General features: G+C 52.3%; 14 protein-coding genes. 6 read left to right on the top strand and 8 right to left on the bottom strand.

The annotated features are described in order from the left end of the window. The first annotated feature begins 2 nt into the window (after positions 1 to 2). Complete coding sequence (locus tag ACZRJQ_RS06625; RefSeq protein WP_048378028.1) at positions 3 to 1220, top strand: argininosuccinate synthase; 1218 nt, start codon at positions 3 to 5, stop codon at positions 1218 to 1220. A 67-nt stretch (positions 1221 to 1287) separates the two neighbouring features. Here the strand turns inward: ACZRJQ_RS06625 and ACZRJQ_RS06620 are convergent, their stop codons facing one another. Next, a complete protein-coding gene (locus tag ACZRJQ_RS06620; RefSeq protein ID WP_463977575.1) occupies positions 1288 to 2082 on the bottom strand; it encodes a hypothetical protein in 795 nt (264 codons plus the stop codon). 563 nt (positions 2083 to 2645) lie between these two features. On the opposite strand from ACZRJQ_RS06620, the gene ACZRJQ_RS06615 reads away from it, so the two are divergent. Together ACZRJQ_RS06615 and ACZRJQ_RS06610 are read left to right on the top strand one after the other, a co-directional pair. Beyond that, entirely contained in the window at positions 2646 to 2846 is a 201-nt protein-coding gene (locus ACZRJQ_RS06615) for a hypothetical protein (RefSeq protein WP_463977574.1), read from the top strand. 320 nt (positions 2847 to 3166) lie between these two features. After that, complete coding sequence (locus ACZRJQ_RS06610; RefSeq protein ID WP_048359026.1) at positions 3167 to 3793, top strand: response regulator transcription factor; 627 nt, start codon at positions 3167 to 3169, stop codon at positions 3791 to 3793. A 255-nt stretch (positions 3794 to 4048) separates the two neighbouring features. On the opposite strand, the gene ACZRJQ_RS06605 is transcribed toward ACZRJQ_RS06610, so the two are convergent. From ACZRJQ_RS06605 to metG, 4 genes are all read right to left on the bottom strand, one after another. After that, entirely contained in the window at positions 4049 to 4228 is a 180-nt protein-coding gene (locus ACZRJQ_RS06605; protein ID WP_463977573.1) for a PA3496 family putative envelope integrity protein, read from the bottom strand. Positions 4229 to 4334: 106 nt separating this feature from the next. Next, positions 4335 to 4973, bottom strand: a complete 639-nt coding sequence (nth, locus tag ACZRJQ_RS06600; RefSeq protein ID WP_463977572.1) for an endonuclease III — start codon at positions 4971 to 4973, stop codon at positions 4335 to 4337. 69 nt (positions 4974 to 5042) lie between these two features. Further along, on the bottom strand, positions 5043 to 6032 hold the full coding sequence (gene rsxB, locus ACZRJQ_RS06595; protein WP_463977571.1) for an electron transport complex subunit RsxB: 990 nt from the start codon (positions 6030 to 6032) through the stop codon (positions 5043 to 5045). A 215-nt stretch (positions 6033 to 6247) separates the two neighbouring features. After that, positions 6248 to 8299: a methionine--tRNA ligase gene (gene metG / locus ACZRJQ_RS06590; RefSeq protein ID WP_463977570.1), complete on the bottom strand. Its 2052-nt coding sequence runs from the start codon at positions 8297 to 8299 to the stop codon at positions 6248 to 6250. Between the two features lie 182 nt (positions 8300 to 8481). On the opposite strand from metG, the gene apbC reads away from it, so the two are divergent. Further along, positions 8482 to 9576, top strand: coding sequence for an iron-sulfur cluster carrier protein ApbC (apbC, locus tag ACZRJQ_RS06585; protein ID WP_463977569.1), 1095 nt, complete (start codon positions 8482 to 8484; stop codon positions 9574 to 9576). A 126-nt stretch (positions 9577 to 9702) separates the two neighbouring features. Here apbC and ACZRJQ_RS06580 read toward each other — a convergent pair whose 3' ends face one another. Continuing rightward, positions 9703 to 9912, bottom strand: coding sequence for a cold-shock protein (locus tag ACZRJQ_RS06580; RefSeq protein ID WP_002554837.1), 210 nt, complete (start codon positions 9910 to 9912; stop codon positions 9703 to 9705). Between the two features lie 351 nt (positions 9913 to 10263). Here ACZRJQ_RS06580 and dcd point away from each other — a divergent pair, with 351 nt between their 5' ends. Both dcd and ACZRJQ_RS06570 read left to right on the top strand, forming a co-directional pair. Beyond that, the gene (gene dcd / locus ACZRJQ_RS06575; protein ID WP_019411020.1) at positions 10264 to 10830 is read left to right on the top strand and encodes a dCTP deaminase; all 567 of its coding nucleotides are present in this window, start codon (positions 10264 to 10266) and stop codon (positions 10828 to 10830) included. A 94-nt stretch (positions 10831 to 10924) separates the two neighbouring features. Beyond that, positions 10925 to 11131 carry a hypothetical protein gene (locus ACZRJQ_RS06570; RefSeq protein ID WP_463977568.1) on the top strand — a complete coding sequence of 69 codons (207 nt, stop codon included), beginning with the start codon at positions 10925 to 10927 and terminating at the stop codon, positions 11129 to 11131. A 58-nt stretch (positions 11132 to 11189) separates the two neighbouring features. On the opposite strand, the gene ACZRJQ_RS06565 is transcribed toward ACZRJQ_RS06570, so the two are convergent. Together ACZRJQ_RS06565 and ACZRJQ_RS06560 are read right to left on the bottom strand one after the other, a co-directional pair. Then, positions 11190 to 12317 carry a succinylglutamate desuccinylase/aspartoacylase family protein gene (locus tag ACZRJQ_RS06565; RefSeq protein WP_463977567.1) on the bottom strand — a complete coding sequence of 376 codons (1128 nt, stop codon included), beginning with the start codon at positions 12315 to 12317 and terminating at the stop codon, positions 11190 to 11192. Positions 12318 to 12367: 50 nt separating this feature from the next. Then, complete coding sequence (locus tag ACZRJQ_RS06560; RefSeq protein WP_463977566.1) at positions 12368 to 14818, bottom strand: penicillin acylase family protein; 2451 nt, start codon at positions 14816 to 14818, stop codon at positions 12368 to 12370. Positions 14819 to 15022 lie beyond the last annotated feature (204 nt).

Below are 15022 nucleotides of genomic sequence, written 5' to 3'. Positions count from 1 at the left end.
GCATGGCGGACGTAAACAAGGTCGTTCTGGCTTATTCGGGCGGCCTGGACACTTCGGTGATCCTGAAGTGGCTGCAGGATACTTATAACTGTGAAGTCGTTACCTTTACTGCTGACCTTGGTCAGGGTGAAGAGGTCGAGCCTGCACGTGCCAAGGCGCAAGCCATGGGCGTCAAGGAAATCTACATTGATGACCTGCGCGAAGAGTTTGTTCGAGACTTCGTGTTCCCTATGTTCCGTGCCAACACCGTTTATGAAGGTGAGTACCTGCTGGGTACCTCCATCGCCCGCCCACTGATTGCCAAACGTCTGATCGAAATCGCCAACGAAACTGGCGCTGACGCCATTTCTCATGGGGCAACGGGTAAAGGTAACGACCAGGTTCGTTTTGAGCTGGGCGCTTATGCTTTGAAGCCAGGCGTTAAAGTGATTGCTCCTTGGCGCGAGTGGGACTTGCTCTCTCGCGAGAAGCTGATGGATTACGCTGAAAAGCACGCAATCCCAATCGAACGTCACGGTAAGAAGAAGTCCCCGTACTCGATGGACGCTAATTTGTTGCACATCTCTTACGAGGGCGGTGTGCTGGAAGACACGTGGACTGAGCACGAAGAAGACATGTGGCGTTGGACTAAGTCGCCAGAAGACGCGCCTAATACGCCGACCTATCTGGAGCTGACTTACCGTAACGGCGATATTGTTGCGCTGGATGGTGTCGAAATGACCCCCGCGACAGTTTTGGCCACTCTGAACCGTATCGGTGGTGAAAACGGTATTGGTCGTCTCGACATCGTTGAAAACCGTTATGTTGGGATGAAGTCCCGTGGTTGCTACGAAACTCCGGGCGGCACCATTATGTTGCGTGCCCACCGTGCTATCGAGTCGATCACCCTTGATCGTGAAGTTGCTCACCTTAAAGATGAGTTGATGCCAAAGTACGCCAGCCTGATTTACACCGGTTACTGGTGGAGCCCTGAGCGTCTGATGTTGCAACAGATGATTGATGCTTCTCAGGCGCACGTTAATGGTGTTGTGCGTCTGAAGCTGTACAAAGGTAACGTGATTGTGACGGGGCGTAAGTCTGATGAATCTTTATTCGATGCAAATATTGCAACGTTTGAAGAGGATGGCGGTGCTTACAACCAGGAAGATGCTGCAGGGTTCATTAAGCTGAACGCACTGCGCATGCGAATTGCTGCAAACAAAGGTCGTAAATTGTTCTGATACAGTTGATTTAAAAAAAGCCCCGTCCTTTGGACGGGGCTTTTTTTTGGATGGCGGGTAAGTACTGTCATATCTGCGGTTTTTGTAAAAAAGTGTTTAGCGTCGCGGTATCAGTGTTGTAGTGCATAACAGTCATGTTCTCGGGAAGTTGGTTTTTTTTATGTGTGCTTACATGATTTTTGTGAACATTCAGAATCGAATTTAGTCGATTGTTAGTTAAGAAAAGAATAAAGCAGGTTTCCTTTGTGTTTTTTTTCTGGGTTCGAATTTTCTTGCAGTAATAATGTAATACATCGTTTAGGGAGCTCTTGGGCGGTAGGATCGCGTCTGGGGCGTTAAGGTCTATCAGGTAAATATTCATATTGTTTATGTGAGCGGTGGACAAAAGTGAGAAGGCAATGTGCCTGTTTTGAATTGCGGGCTTGCACGCGGCTAATGACGTATTGGTGCATGGGTGTGTGTGCAGTTTTGTCTGAGGAAGAAATACAAAGCTCGAAGCGGTGTGGGCTCGAAATTTCATGTCTGCACTGTAAGCTTTTCCTAAGTGTTCAGGTATTTCCCCCTTTTGTTTTGTTTTCATTGTTGTCTTGGAAGGCGGGTGGCTGGTAATGATATTTTGTTTAATAAAATTTTCTTCGTTTGTGAAATCTGAAGGTGAATAAAGCGACTGGTTATTAAAATTTAACGTCAAAAAGAATAAAGCTATTAAAAAAGAAGGGAATGTGATCAAAAACCATACATATATTTTCTGGTTCTCACTGTCGATAAACGGCAGCGATACAGCGGCTGATGCTTCAGTCAGCATGGAAAATATCGCAATGACAGTCAGTGGGTTATTTATTTTAATTATTTTTTTTGTCATGGGGAGGCCTGCTTTTTTGATTGAATTTCTTCCTTTGGCGTATAGGCATAAGGTGATGTTGTTTCAGTGAGTGTTTTAAGGGTATTCATTTCTTCGTCCGTTTGAGTAGTGTAAGAATTTATACCTGCTACAGGTAAGGTTGATGGGCAAGCACTAATAGGAGTAACGCTAGCCGGAGCGGGGAGGATGCGCAAATGAAGTGTGTCTTTAAATTCGAATCTAAGGGGCTTTGTCCTGAGGGTTAGTAGATTTTTAATCTGTATGTAGGTTCTATGCTTTCGGCGTGGAGCACGTATTCGCTCATCATGATGAGCAATCATTCATATGCGTGTAAGATTTTGACTGAAAAAATGTGAGTGAATTAACGAAGGTATGGGTATGTTCTTGAGGACTAAGAGTGCTTTAAGAGGTGATGTCAGTTTGAAGGTTTGTGATGCGAGAGGAGTAAAACGTAAGATGAATAAAGTTGTGATTTTTTTGAGTTTAGGGGATTTCCTAATACCTTGTAGTCCCATTCTCTAAGTGTGAAATTGTAATATTTTCTTCAAAAAAAAGAGTAGATTTTGTTTGGCATTCCTTTGGTGGATTTATCGCGATGGATTTTATCTTGTGGTATGTCTTTTGTGGTTTTTTTACTGAAAAATTTGTTTGAGTTTAAGGAAGGATTTGGTGCTCTTGAAAAGGTTTTTTTGAGAGATCGAAAGTGGCAGTTTGGTTTTATATCAATTGAACTGCCTCTAAGGAGCGGGGTGGCAGGCAGCTAAGAGGTGGTATTTTTTATAGATATAAGTCGAAGTCTTCTTGGGGACATTAAAATTGCACTACAGAGTCTGTCGGTTGAGCGCGTTACACAATAAAAGTGGCAAACGTTTGCTTTTTGCGTGTTGGTGTTTAGATGAGGTTTTTATGGTTTGCTTGCCTTCTATCTCAATGCTATCGGTGATTTCTTGTAGGGAAAGTCTTTATTGTCTGTAGGGAGTGTCTTTGGCTGTTAGTGCTCGGGGGGGAGCACTATGCCCAGGGTGTTGTGACTAGGCTATTGTGCTGACTCTAAAAATTCGAACAGCGAAAATTGGAATTACCCATGAATAAAGTGCTGATCGTGGATGATCATCCTGTGATTCGTCTTGCTGTACGTATGCTCATGGAACGTCATGGCTACGAGGTCATCGCAGAGACGGATAACGGAGTAGATGCTTTGCAACTAGCGCGTGAACATGCGCCGGATATTGTGATTTTAGATATAGGAATTCCTAAGCTTGACGGGCTTGAAGTCATTGCACGACTTTCCACGCCTGCCGTTCCTATTAAAGTGCTGGTGTTAACCTCGCAGGCGCCAGGCCATTTCTCTATGCGTTGCATGCAAGCGGGGGCAGCCGGTTATGTCTGCAAGCAACAAGACTTGACTGAGTTACTGAGCGCAATCAAGGCTGTCCTTTCTGGCTATAGCTATTTCCCTAATCAAGCGCTTCACTCTGTGCGTTCTAGTTTGGGGAATGCCAGTGAAGCCGACATGGTAAATCGCCTTTCCGGCCGAGAAATGATGGTATTGCAACAATTGGCTCGAGGTAAAAGCAACAAAGAAATAGCCGATGGCATGTTTTTAAGCAACAAAACCGTCAGTACCTATAAGACGCGATTGTTGCTAAAGCTGAACGCCCGCTCGTTGGTTGATCTAATCGAGCTCGCGCAGCGTAACGGTCTGGTGTAAGAGAATGCGATATAAACATTAGGTGTTGCACTAGGGTCTGTACGAAATGTTTTCGAGCGAACGTTTGGCAAGACGAAAGCAGGTGAGGAAGCGGATTTTACGTGTTTTAAATGAGCATTCTGAGCCTGTTTTCAACGCCGTATAACCGAGCGCAGATACATTTCGTACAGAGCCTAGGGGATTGTTTGCGTGCTGAACGTTCGAGTCCCTTAGGCCTTTAAAACAAAAAGCCTCCGTTTAGGAGGCTTTTGAGGGCTAAAGATCAAAGTCATAATCGGCTAGCTGTCTTTTGAGCCTTCTTTCTTCTAGAAGGTTGTCGATGGTGCGACGTTTGGCCAGGTTGGTTTTGGCGACCTCAACTACAGGCTCCACCACTTCTTCCAGATCACTGGGCTCGGTATCGTCCAGCTCTAAGTCTTCTTTGCCAGTGCTCATTCATTTCACTCCAGGCTAAGACGGTTGTTGGCGCACCTTATAGCGATATTCCTAAGTCAGGTAAAAAAGATTTTATCAATCGATCACCCCCTGGCTGTTCTATCGCTCAATCGTCTGATGTTTTTTCCTTGAATTCGCACAGGTCTTCAATACGACAGCTGCCGCACCTTGGCTTGCGCGCTTGGCACACGTAGCGTCCATGCAGAATTAACCAGTGGTGGGCGTCGAGCAGGTACTGTTTTGGTACAAACTTCATCAACTGCTTCTCGACCTCAACCACATTTTTTCCTGGTGCAATCCCGGTCCGGTTGCTCACTCTGAAGATATGAGTGTCGACGGCCATCGTTAGCTGCCTAAAGGCGGTGTTGAGCACAACGTTCGCAGTTTTTCGCCCTACCCCGGGCAGCGCCTCAAGTGCTTCTCGGGTTTGGGGTACTTCACTGGCATGTCGCTCGATCAGCAAGCGGCAGGTTTCAATGACGTTTTTGGCCTTGCTGTTATACAGGCCGATAGTCTTGATGTACTCCGACAAGCCCTCTACACCCAAAGCGTAGATGGCTTCTGGTGTATTGGCGACAGGAAACAGTTTTGCCATAGCTTTGTTCACGCTGACATCAGTAGCTTGAGCAGACAGGATCACGGCAATTAACAACTCGAAAGGCGAAGAGTAGGCCAGTTCGGTCTTTGGTTCGGGATTGTCTTCGTGAAACCGTCGGAAAATTTCAAGACGCTTGGCGGCATTCATGGATTAGCGTGTTCTCTGAGGAGCTGTCCGTAAGGCAGGGAGAGGCTGGCGCGAGCCCCAAAAAGATTATCAGTCTTTGCGTGGCTCAGCATTGTGAAGTGTTTGTTCGGCTTGAGTTACGGCCTCAGCGAGCAGCGCGAGTTGTTCGCTAGCCTGCTCATCAGTGATGGCCTTTTTGAGGGCGGCTCGACGCATGGCCAATTGAATTTTTGCGCGCTTGAGCTCTGCGTTATGACTGGCGGGTGCGGCCTTGGCGATGGCGGGGGCGTTTTCTAGCTGAGCCAGTGCTTGTTCAGCTGCTTCAAATTGTTCCTGAAGTGCTACGAGCTGAGCCTGTTGCTGTGAAGTCGGCGGATGACCAAATGCTTTCAGTGATTTGTTCAGTTGCGCGCGTGCCATAGCCAGCGTGACTTTGGCCTTTTTAAGTACTGCGTCGTTGGCCTGGCTTGCGCTGTTTGCCTGCGGCTCAATGCGGCTGGCCAGTGGGGTGGTCGATATACGCTGTGCGCGTGCCAGGCGCTCAGCTTGCTTGTGTTGCTCTTCAAGGCTTAGTCGTTCGTTACGGCGCTCAAAGCGGCGTCTGGTGTGGTCGCGCTTGTGTCTGCGAGCATCGTATTGTGCGCGTGTGAGTGTCAGTGCGCCGACAATCGGGATCACCCGGTCAGGCAGCGGGCGCATTTCTATGCAGTCAACAGGGCAGGGGGCCACGCAGAGGTCGCAACCAGTGCATTCATCTGTAATCACGGTATGCATAAGTTTGGCAGCGCCAAGAATGGCGTCAACCGGGCAGGCTTGAATACATTTGGTGCAACCTATGCACTCAGCTTCGCGAATATAAGCGATTTGTGCAGGGGCTTCACCGCGCTCTGTCTCTAATGCAAGTACGGGGATGCTGAGCAGGCTGGCCAATGCCGCGATTGTTTCAGTCCCGCCGGGCGGGCATTTATTGATGGCCTCACCTTGGGCAATGCCTTGCGCATAAGGTTTGCAGCCAGGGTGGCCACACTTTCCGCATTGGGTTTGCGGCAGTAAAGCGTCAATACGTTGAATCAGGCTCATGGGGTGATCAGTCCAGCGACAGCGGGCACGCACCCGTGCGGGCACTCATCATGCGCAGTGGTTAATAAAAATCAGACCATTAAGCAGCAATGCCAAGTCGGTCATTAATGATGCGGTTAAATCAACGGGGGCTGATTATCCGGCAAGGCAAGACAGGTGGCTACACCTGAATATCCGCTAACAGCCAATAGGCCGTTAGCGGATAAGGGGATGTGTTACTTGATGCGTTGACCAGGCTTGGCGCCGCTGTCCGGGCTCAGCAGGTAAATTTCTTCACCGCCAGGGCCGGCTGCCATCACCATGCCTTCGGATATCCCGAAGCGCATTTTGCGCGGCTTTAAATTGGCAATCATCATGGTCAAACGACCTTCGAGTTCTGCCGGGTTAGGGTAAGCGCTCTTGATGCCAGAGAATACGTTGCGTTGCTCATCACCGATATCCAGTGTCAGACGCAGCAATTTGTCTGCGCCTTCTACAGCTTCAGCCTTGAGGATCAATGCGACGCGCAGGTCGACGGCGGCAAAGGCATCGAAGTCAATTTCCGCTGCCAGAGGCTCCTTGACCAGCTCGCCATTGCCTTGAGGGGGGGCGGCACCGGTATCCGTTTGGCTCGCAACCAAGTCTTCTTTCGATGCGTCGGTCATGGCTTGTACTTTTACCGGGTCGATGCGTGTCATCAGGGGTTTGAACGCGTTTAACTGATGGTTCGCCAACAAGGTGCTGTGATCGGCCCACGTCAACGGCGAAACATTCAGGAATGCTTCTGCATCGGCTGCCAGAACGGGTAGTACCGGCTTGAGGAAAATGACGAGCTGGCGAAACAGGTTGATGCCCAGCGCGCAGACAGCCTGAACTTCGTCTTGCTTACCTTCCTGTTTGGCCATTGCCCACGGCGCTTTTTCAGCAATCCAGGCGTTGGCCCGGTCGGCCAGGCCCATGATTTCACGCATGGCTCGTGCGAAATCGCGAGCTTCATAAGCGTCGGCGATACTCGGTGCTGCAGCGAGAAAGGCGTCGGTCAATTCAGGGGCCGCATTGCCTTCTACCATCACGCCGGCGTTGCCTTTGTGGATGAAGCCTGCACAACGACTGGCGATGTTCACTACCTTGCCGACGAGGTCCGAATTAACTTTTTGTACGAAGTCTTCGAGGTTGAGGTCCAGGTCATCAACGCCACGACCGAGCTTGGAAGCATAGTAATAGCGCAGGTATTCCGGCGACAGGTGATCAAGGTAGGTGCGGGCCTTGATAAAGGTGCCGCGTGATTTGGACATTTTTTGCCCATTTACCGTTAGATAGCCGTGAACGTTGATCGCCGTTGGCTTGCGGTAGCCTGCCCCTTCGAGCATGGCCGGCCAGAACAAAGCGTGGAAGTTCACGATGTCCTTACCGATAAAGTGATACAGCTCGGTGGTGGAGTCTTTGGCCCAGTATGCGTCGAAGTCTAGGTCTGGTCGACGTGCACACAGGTTTTTGAAGCTGGCCATGTACCCGATAGGGGCATCCAGCCATACGTAGAAGTATTTGCCAGGCTCGCCCGGAATTTCGAAGCCGAAGTACGGTGCATCGCGGGAGATGTCCCATTCTTGCAGGCCCGAGTCTAACCATTCAGCGATTTTGTTTGCCACTGCATCTTGCAGCGCGCCGCTTCGGGTCCAGCTTTTAAGCATGGCGTCGAAGTCAGGCAGCTTGAAGAAGAAGTGCTGGGAGTCCTTGAGCACCGGCGTGGCACCCGAAATTGCAGACTTAGGGTTCTTCAAGTCAGTTGGAGCATAGGTTGCCCCGCATTTTTCACAGTTGTCGCCGTACTGATCTTCAGCGCTGCATTTAGGGCAGGTGCCCTTGATGAAGCGGTCGGCCAGGAACATTTTCTTTTCCGGGTCGAAATACTGAGTGATCGAGCGAGTGGCAATGTGGCCAGCCTCGCGCAACTTGATGTAAATCGCATTCGACAGTTCACGGTTTTCTTCAGCGTGGGTCGAGTGGAAGTTATCGAAGTCAACGAGGAACTCGGAAAAGTCGGCGCTGTGTTCAGCCTGGACGTTGGCGATCAGTTGCTCTGGCGTGATGCCTTCTTTCTCGGCGCGCAACATGATTGCCGAGCCGTGAGCGTCGTCTGCGCAGACGTAAGTGCATTGATTGCCGCGATGCTTTTGGAAGCGCACCCACATATCGGTCTGGATGTACTCAAGCATATGGCCAAGGTGGATTGAACCATTGGCATAGGGCAGGGCGCTGGTGACGAGGATCTTGCGTGGCTCGGACATGGGGCTCGGCTACTTGATGAGACGGTGGTCGGCCACTATAAAGCGCCGGACAATTTATTTCACCCCACGGGTGCTTATCTGGTGCTTTAAGGTGTTTTTAGCCTTTGCAAAAGCCTGCAGCGTCGGCTTTATAAGGGTTAGGATAGCGGCCTGTTTTACTCAGTCTTTTTCGGGAGTTGCCCATGAGCGCAGTCAATCGCGCAGCGGTGGAGGCCGTCCTTCGCCAATACACTGATCCTTACTTGAATCAGGACCCTGTCAGTGCCGGATGCGTGCGCACTATCGAGATCCAAAACGAGCGAGTTACTGTTGAGCTGCAGTTGGGCTATGCGGCGGGCTTGTTCAAGAGTGGCTGGGCGCAAATGTTGCAAATGGCCATTGAAAATATCGATGGTGTGACATCGGCCAAGGTTGAAATTACGTGCATAATTGCGGCGCACAAAGCTCAGGCGCAAATTCCGGGGCTGGCCAATGTGAAAAACATTGTAGCCGTGGCCTCAGGCAAGGGCGGCGTCGGCAAGTCGACGACGGCTGCCAACCTGGCATTGGCGCTGGCTCGTGAAGGCGCCCGAGTCGGAATTCTGGATGCCGATATCTATGGCCCGAGCCAAGGTGTGATGTTTGGTATTGCCGAGGGTTCTCGACCGAAGATCCGTGATCAGAAGTGGTTTGTACCCATTGAGGCTCATGGTGTTGAAGTTATGTCGATGGCATTTCTGACTGACGACAACACGCCGATGGTGTGGCGTGGCCCGATGGTTTCTGGCGCTCTCTTGCAGTTGGTGACGCAGACCGCTTGGAATGACCTGGATTATCTGGTTATCGATATGCCGCCTGGCACTGGCGATATTCAACTGACCTTGGCGCAAAAAGTGCCGGTCACGGGCTCTGTGATTGTGACGACGCCACAGGACCTCGCTTTGCTCGATGCGCGCAAGGGTGTCGAGATGTTCCGCAAGGTCAACATCCCGGTGTTGGGCGTTGTCGAAAACATGGCCGTTCACATCTGCACCAACTGCGGTCATGCAGAGCATTTGTTCGGTGAGGGCGGCGGCGAGAAGCTCGCGACTCAATACGGCGTTGAGGTGTTGGCGTCATTGCCTTTGTCGATGGAGATTCGCGAGCAGGCGGACAACGGCAAGCCGACTGTTATCGCAGAGCCTGATGGCCCTATTGCGCTGATGTATCAGGAGTTGGCTCGTCACGTAGGTGCGCGGATTGTTCAACAAGAGGCGATTTCTCAGGCGATGCCGAGCATCACTGAAAGCGACGACTGAGTACGAAGCGCTTGCCCTGCTGGGGTGAGCGCAAGCTTTGCAGTAAAAGCCACGATGATTGGCTTTTTTGCGGGCATAAAAAAACCCCGCTTTTAAGGGCGGGGTTTTTTACTGGATCAATACAAGTTAGATAACTTGTACTTCCTCAGCTTGCATGCCTTTCTGACCGCGAGTAGCGATGAAAGAAACCTGTTGGCCTTCTTTCAGGCTTTTGAAGCCGTCGGATTGGATTGCTTTGAAGTGAACAAACAGGTCGTCACCGGATTGTGGAGTGATGAAGCCGAAGCCTTTTTCATCGTTGAACCACTTAACGGTACCAGTTTGGCGATTAGACATGGTGTAACTCCTTGGACAAAGATAACTGCGACGCAGGAAAAGCCCTGGCCGAGACTGAGTGCAAAGAGCAGGAAAAATTCTTGGAGATGGTTGGATCGAAATTCAACATATCGTGTAGAGATTCTCAGTGACACAAGCAACACAGTGGCGCCACCTTAACGCTTTTTTTCAAACGTGCAAAGGGTCTTTGCGAAGGTTTCTCTAAAAACGTGACTGACGGTTAGCTCAACTGCCTGTATTCACGGCTCCTAAAGCTATTTTTGAGTTTTTTACGCCAGTCTTTGAACCGAGCCCTGCGCCCCGGTAAGATGGCGCACAGTTTTTTCCACCTCGCTATTCAGGACACCCGCCATGAGCATCAAGTCAGACAAGTGGATTCGCCGCATGGCGCAAGAGCACGGCATGATCGAACCCTTTGTCGAGCGTCAGGTACGCGGTGAAGGGGCTGATCGTCTGATTTCTTACGGCGTGTCGAGCTACGGTTACGACGTTCGCTGCGCAAACGAATTCAAAGTCTTCACCAATATCAACTCGGCCACCGTTGATCCGAAAAACTTCGATGAAGGCAGCTTCGTTGATGTCACCAGTGACGTGTGCATCATCCCGCCTAACTCTTTCGCCTTGGCGCGCACTGTTGAGTACTTCCGTATTCCACGGAACGTGCTGACTATCTGTCTGGGCAAAAGCACCTACGCGCGTTGCGGGATCATCGTTAACGTGACGCCGCTGGAGCCTGAGTGGGAAGGTCACGTAACGCTGGAGTTCTCCAATACCACCACGCTGCCCGCCAAAATCTACGCGAATGAAGGCGTGGCTCAGATGCTGTTCTTTGAGTCCGATGAAGAATGTGAAGTGTCTTACAAAGACCGTGGTGGCAAGTACCAAGGGCAGCGCGGCGTAACCTTGCCTCGTACCTGATCGGCTGAGGGAATTCCTGAGCGACAAAGCACTCTATTGATCGTATTCCCGGTTACGCACCCAGCGAGCCGGGTCATCGCTCAGGAGTGCCCTAATGAAGATCGATCCGAGTATCCACGCTCAGCTTGCAAGCCTTGAGCCCAATCAAGTGGGACTTTTGGCCTGGTCGTTGCTGGCTCATCCCCCGTTACATGCTGGTGGCATTCCCGGCCAGCCTGACCCTGATACCGATCCCACCCAACCGCAAGAGCCTGGTGTGCCGACACTGCCTGATGAGCCGCCACCTGCCCCCGTTGCGTAACAAGCGGCCATCAATGCCTGTGGTAGCTGCCGCAGGCTGCTTGCTGGTCAGGCTGCTTTCAAGATGAAAGCAGGTAGCCACTGCGATAAGCCTTGCTGCCCGCCACATGGGCAACCACCATGCCCGCTGTTGCCATACGCCGGAGTGATCGCGCGTAGAGCACGCCTGCATTTGTGGCGTATATGGGAGTGACGCGGTCATTGATCGGATCGATGATTTCAGCGACCTGTTGCCCTGCTTGTAGGTAGTCGCCAGGTTTGGCGCTAAACACCAGCAAGCCTCCTACAGGCGTGGCAACAGGTTCGACGCCTGCCAAGGGGGTTGCGGGGTAAAGCAGGGCAGGCAAAGGCTGAGGCTCGCCCTCAATGGCTCCGTAGGCAATCAAGTAGTCAATCAAGGCCTGGCAATCGCGCTCTGCCAGCTCATGGCTGACCTCGCCTTGCCCGCGCAGCTCAACCGTCACAGAAAGACTGCCCTGCGGGATCGCAAAGCAATCAGCGAAACGTTGCTGTAACGACCACCACAACAGGGTAAAGCACTCATCAAACGACAGTCCGCCTGAGTCAGTCGCCAGCAGGCTGGCCTGCGCGCCCAGATAACGAGCCAGCGGTTCGACTTGAGGCCAGGCCTGTGGCGTGGTGTAAAGGTGCGCGACGGCTTCGAAATCGCAATGCAGATCAAGTACCACATCGGCGTCGCAGGCCAATGTTTGCAAAATCAGACGCTGAGATTGCAGCTGTGTTTTGGGCGTTTGCGCCATCAAGGCATCGCGTAAATGGCGGCGGATGATAGGCAGGTTGTGCTTGGGATCGTCGTTCAGCAGGCCTTCAACTTGATCGCCGATTTGCGTACTTAAGTCCAAGAAGTTGCGATTGAAATTTTGCCCGCTTTCCAGCTCATAGCGCCCTAGCGGGAAATCCATCAACACCTGTTCCAGCCCGACCGGATTGGCCACGGGCACCAACACCACTTCGCTGCGCAGTCGCCCGGCGCTTTCCAGTTCGGCCAAACGCTGTTTCAGGTGCCAGGCGACAAGCATGCCAGGCAGTTCGTCGGCATGCAGCGAGGCCTGAATGTAGATCTTTCCTGTCGGCTGGGCAGGCCCAAAATGAAAACTGTGAATCTGTCGTTCAGTGCCAGGCACAGGGGCCAGTAAAGGATGAATCTGATGTCGCTGTAATTGCATGGATCAGTCCTGTTGTTTGCCGCTGTGCTGGGTGAACGCGCGTGTTGGTCTTACTTGCCTGGCACCAGTGTCAGACGGGTTTTACCGTAGCTTCTGTCGAAGTTCTGCGGCTGCATCGGGAAGCTGATGTATTGACCCTTGAGCCAAGGATCAATGCCGTCAGCATAATGTGGGCTGGCCGGGTTACTGGACTGCCCGCTGCTGTTTTGCCCCATCATCGGTTCGATTTGCCCGAAGTCTACGATCATGCGCATCGCTGGTATCAACGTGGTCTCGAAGTTGTTGCTGCCCGCGTTGTACGCAGCAATGTTCAGCGTGGTGTGATCACCACCAGCGGCAATGGGGCCGCGTACGGTTTGGCCATTAGCATTGCGCCACAGGTAGTGATGCAATTTGCCCCATTGCCAAGCTGTGTGATCGCTGCCCATCAGGCTGTCTCCCGTGCTGATGGCTGATGCCAGGCTGCGGGCCAGAATGGTTGGTTTATCTTCTTTTTGCGGGGTGCGAACGTCGTCCCAAAACGGGCTGTCTTCACGGCCCAACAAGTGGTCGGCTTGAGCCGAATACGACAAATTGCCGTTGGCGATAAAGGCTTTCCAGCTGGCGCTGGATTCGGGGCCTAGCTCATCAAGAAAGAGTTGGCGTGTGCTTTCTTGCAAAAACAGTTCATACAGCGCGGCATCGGCCGATGTTGGGCTGAGTTTGCCGTCAAAAGCCATCAAGCGGCTTAGCGCCTCACGGGCTTTGGCTTGATCTCCCGCAGGCAGTGCAGCAATAGCGTGTTTTAGCGGTTGCGCCATGCCCGCAGCGGTGAACATAGTCTTGAGTTTTGCCGCAAAGAGCGTGGTTTGGTCGTACTGCATCGCGATCATGCTGCGGGCGTCTTGCTTGCCGCTGCCTGCCAGCTGGGCGATGCGTTCGCTACGCTCAGGGGCCAGCCACGAATTGGACAGCTGCATGCCATAGCCATAAGCGGCGGTACGCTGGTTGGCTGTGCCTAGCCAGCCTTGTGCTGGGTCTTGATCGTAAGGGTGCAGCATCGGGTCGGCGTAGCCGTCCCAATCGTAGCGGCTGTCCCAGCCCGGTGAAGGGAATAAACCCAGCCCTTCGCGGCGATTAGGGTACGAACCGGTCACTTGCCAACCGATATGGCTGGCGTCGGCATACAGAAGGTTGAGTGCAATAGCGCGTATTTCGCGGCTGGCATCGGAGGCGCTTTCGCTGTTTTGCGCGCGCGAAAGGTCAAAAAACGCATCAAGGGTTTTATCGCCCTTCAACTCCGGGGTTTTCAGCGCCAGCCCAAGGGGGCTGTTGAGTGCATTTGGGTCACCCAAGGCGCTGTTGAGTAGGGGGCCGTGGCGTGTTTCGTAAACGGCTTCGCGAAGAGGACGCTGGCCTTTGATGAAATAGGTTTCGTTACGCACAGTGGCGGGTAGCCATTTTCCGTCAGCTTGGTAGTACAAGCTGTTGCCCTGACGTTTGAGTTTTTCGAGGAACACATCCTGGTTATCCCCCATAGCCATGCTCATGCCCCATGCCACCTTGCCGTTAAAACCGGCAAAAAGTGTTGGCAGACCTGCAATTGAAGCGCCAGCAGCCTGATATTTTGGCGCCCGAATTTGCACGAAGCTCCAGGCTGACGGAATGCCAATCGGCTGATGAATGTCATTGGCCAGCAAACTTTTGCCGCTGCGACTGCGTTGCGGGCCAATGGCCCAGTCGCTGGACGCAGTAACCCCAGGCAGGTTGAGTTGGCTGACGCGCTCAAGGGCTTGGGTGACGTCGTTCAGGCCTGTCAGATTCAGCCCTTTGAGCTTGTTGGCTTCATCCGTTGGCAATTGCTCATTGGGGTACGTTGGTGTCAGCCATGCGAGTTTTTCAGCGCCGACTTTCTGCGCGAGCACCAGCGCGTTGAGCTCTTCTTGCAGGTTGACCGAGGTTGAGAAGCTCAACAGGCTGAACATCAGCGCAGAGTCTTCAGGCTTCCAGTATTCGGCTTTATAGCCAGCCTGGGCGAGGTCAGCCGGGAGTTTGTCGCGGTAGCGGAACAAATAAGCGTTGACCCCGCGTGCATACACTTCAAAGAACTTTTTGAGGCGTGGCGACGAGCTTTTGTAGAGTTCGGCCGCCGTCTTTTTGAGGTTGATGCTGCGCATCAGGCGATCTGTGTCGAGTGCGTCGCTGCCTTCTAACTCCGCCAACCGACCTTGGGCTAACAACCGCAGGCGTACCATTTGGCTGATGCGATCACTGGCATGCACATAGCCCAGCGTGAACAGTGCATCGTGAAAGCTGCTGCTTTCGATCAGCGGCATACCCTGACTGTTACGGCGCACCGACACATTTTGCGCCAGCCCTTTGAGTGGCTGCACACCGGAGGTGGGAATAAGGCTTTCGCTGGAGTGGTTGTTTATCTGGCAACCGGTCAAGCCCAGCAGGCTGACCACTGCCGCGGCAACGCCGAACCGAGGTAGAAAATGAGTAAGGGCTGGCGAGGCCATGGCAAAGCTCCTGCGGGGGTAATGTCATCGAAAGGCGCTACGTTAGTGACGCCGATCACGCCGCGCAAGCGGTATCTAAAACACCCGAATAATTGCTTTGCATCGCCTCGCTAGTTGGCTGCTTTGGCGGCTGTAAGTGCTGCCACCCCCTGTCATTAGCGCATCGCTTTTTTGGGTCGCAAAGCGCTGCGGCCTTCAGTGCAA

It is taken from the genome of Pseudomonas sp. E315 (assembly GCF_055406205.1).
Note: the sequence above shows the minus strand (reverse complement) of the source record. Positions and strands in the feature narration are given on the sequence as shown.

What these genes read in the sequence shown, in the direction of transcription:
- ACZRJQ_RS06625 (WP_048378028.1), top strand. Translation starts at nt 3, where the DNA reads ATGGCGGACGTAAACAAGGTCGTTCTGGCTTATTCGGGCGGCCTGGAC.
- metG (WP_463977570.1), bottom strand. Translation starts at nt 8,299, where the DNA reads ATGTCCGAGCCACGCAAGATCCTCGTCACCAGCGCCCTGCCCTATGCC.
- ACZRJQ_RS06610 (WP_048359026.1), top strand. Translation starts at nt 3,167, where the DNA reads ATGAATAAAGTGCTGATCGTGGATGATCATCCTGTGATTCGTCTTGCT.
- ACZRJQ_RS06580 (WP_002554837.1), bottom strand. Translation starts at nt 9,912, where the DNA reads ATGTCTAATCGCCAAACTGGTACCGTTAAGTGGTTCAACGATGAAAAA.
- ACZRJQ_RS06620 (WP_463977575.1), bottom strand. Translation starts at nt 2,082, where the DNA reads ATGACAAAAAAAATAATTAAAATAAATAACCCACTGACTGTCATTGCG.
- ACZRJQ_RS06605 (WP_463977573.1), bottom strand. Translation starts at nt 4,228, where the DNA reads ATGAGCACTGGCAAAGAAGACTTAGAGCTGGACGATACCGAGCCCAGT.
- apbC (WP_463977569.1), top strand. Translation starts at nt 8,482, where the DNA reads ATGAGCGCAGTCAATCGCGCAGCGGTGGAGGCCGTCCTTCGCCAATAC.
- ACZRJQ_RS06565 (WP_463977567.1), bottom strand. Translation starts at nt 12,317, where the DNA reads ATGCAATTACAGCGACATCAGATTCATCCTTTACTGGCCCCTGTGCCT.
- nth (WP_463977572.1), bottom strand. Translation starts at nt 4,973, where the DNA reads ATGAATGCCGCCAAGCGTCTTGAAATTTTCCGACGGTTTCACGAAGAC.
- rsxB (WP_463977571.1), bottom strand. Translation starts at nt 6,032, where the DNA reads ATGAGCCTGATTCAACGTATTGACGCTTTACTGCCGCAAACCCAATGC.
- ACZRJQ_RS06560 (WP_463977566.1), bottom strand. Translation starts at nt 14,818, where the DNA reads ATGGCCTCGCCAGCCCTTACTCATTTTCTACCTCGGTTCGGCGTTGCC.
- dcd (WP_019411020.1), top strand. Translation starts at nt 10,264, where the DNA reads ATGAGCATCAAGTCAGACAAGTGGATTCGCCGCATGGCGCAAGAGCAC.
- ACZRJQ_RS06570 (WP_463977568.1), top strand. Translation starts at nt 10,925, where the DNA reads ATGAAGATCGATCCGAGTATCCACGCTCAGCTTGCAAGCCTTGAGCCC.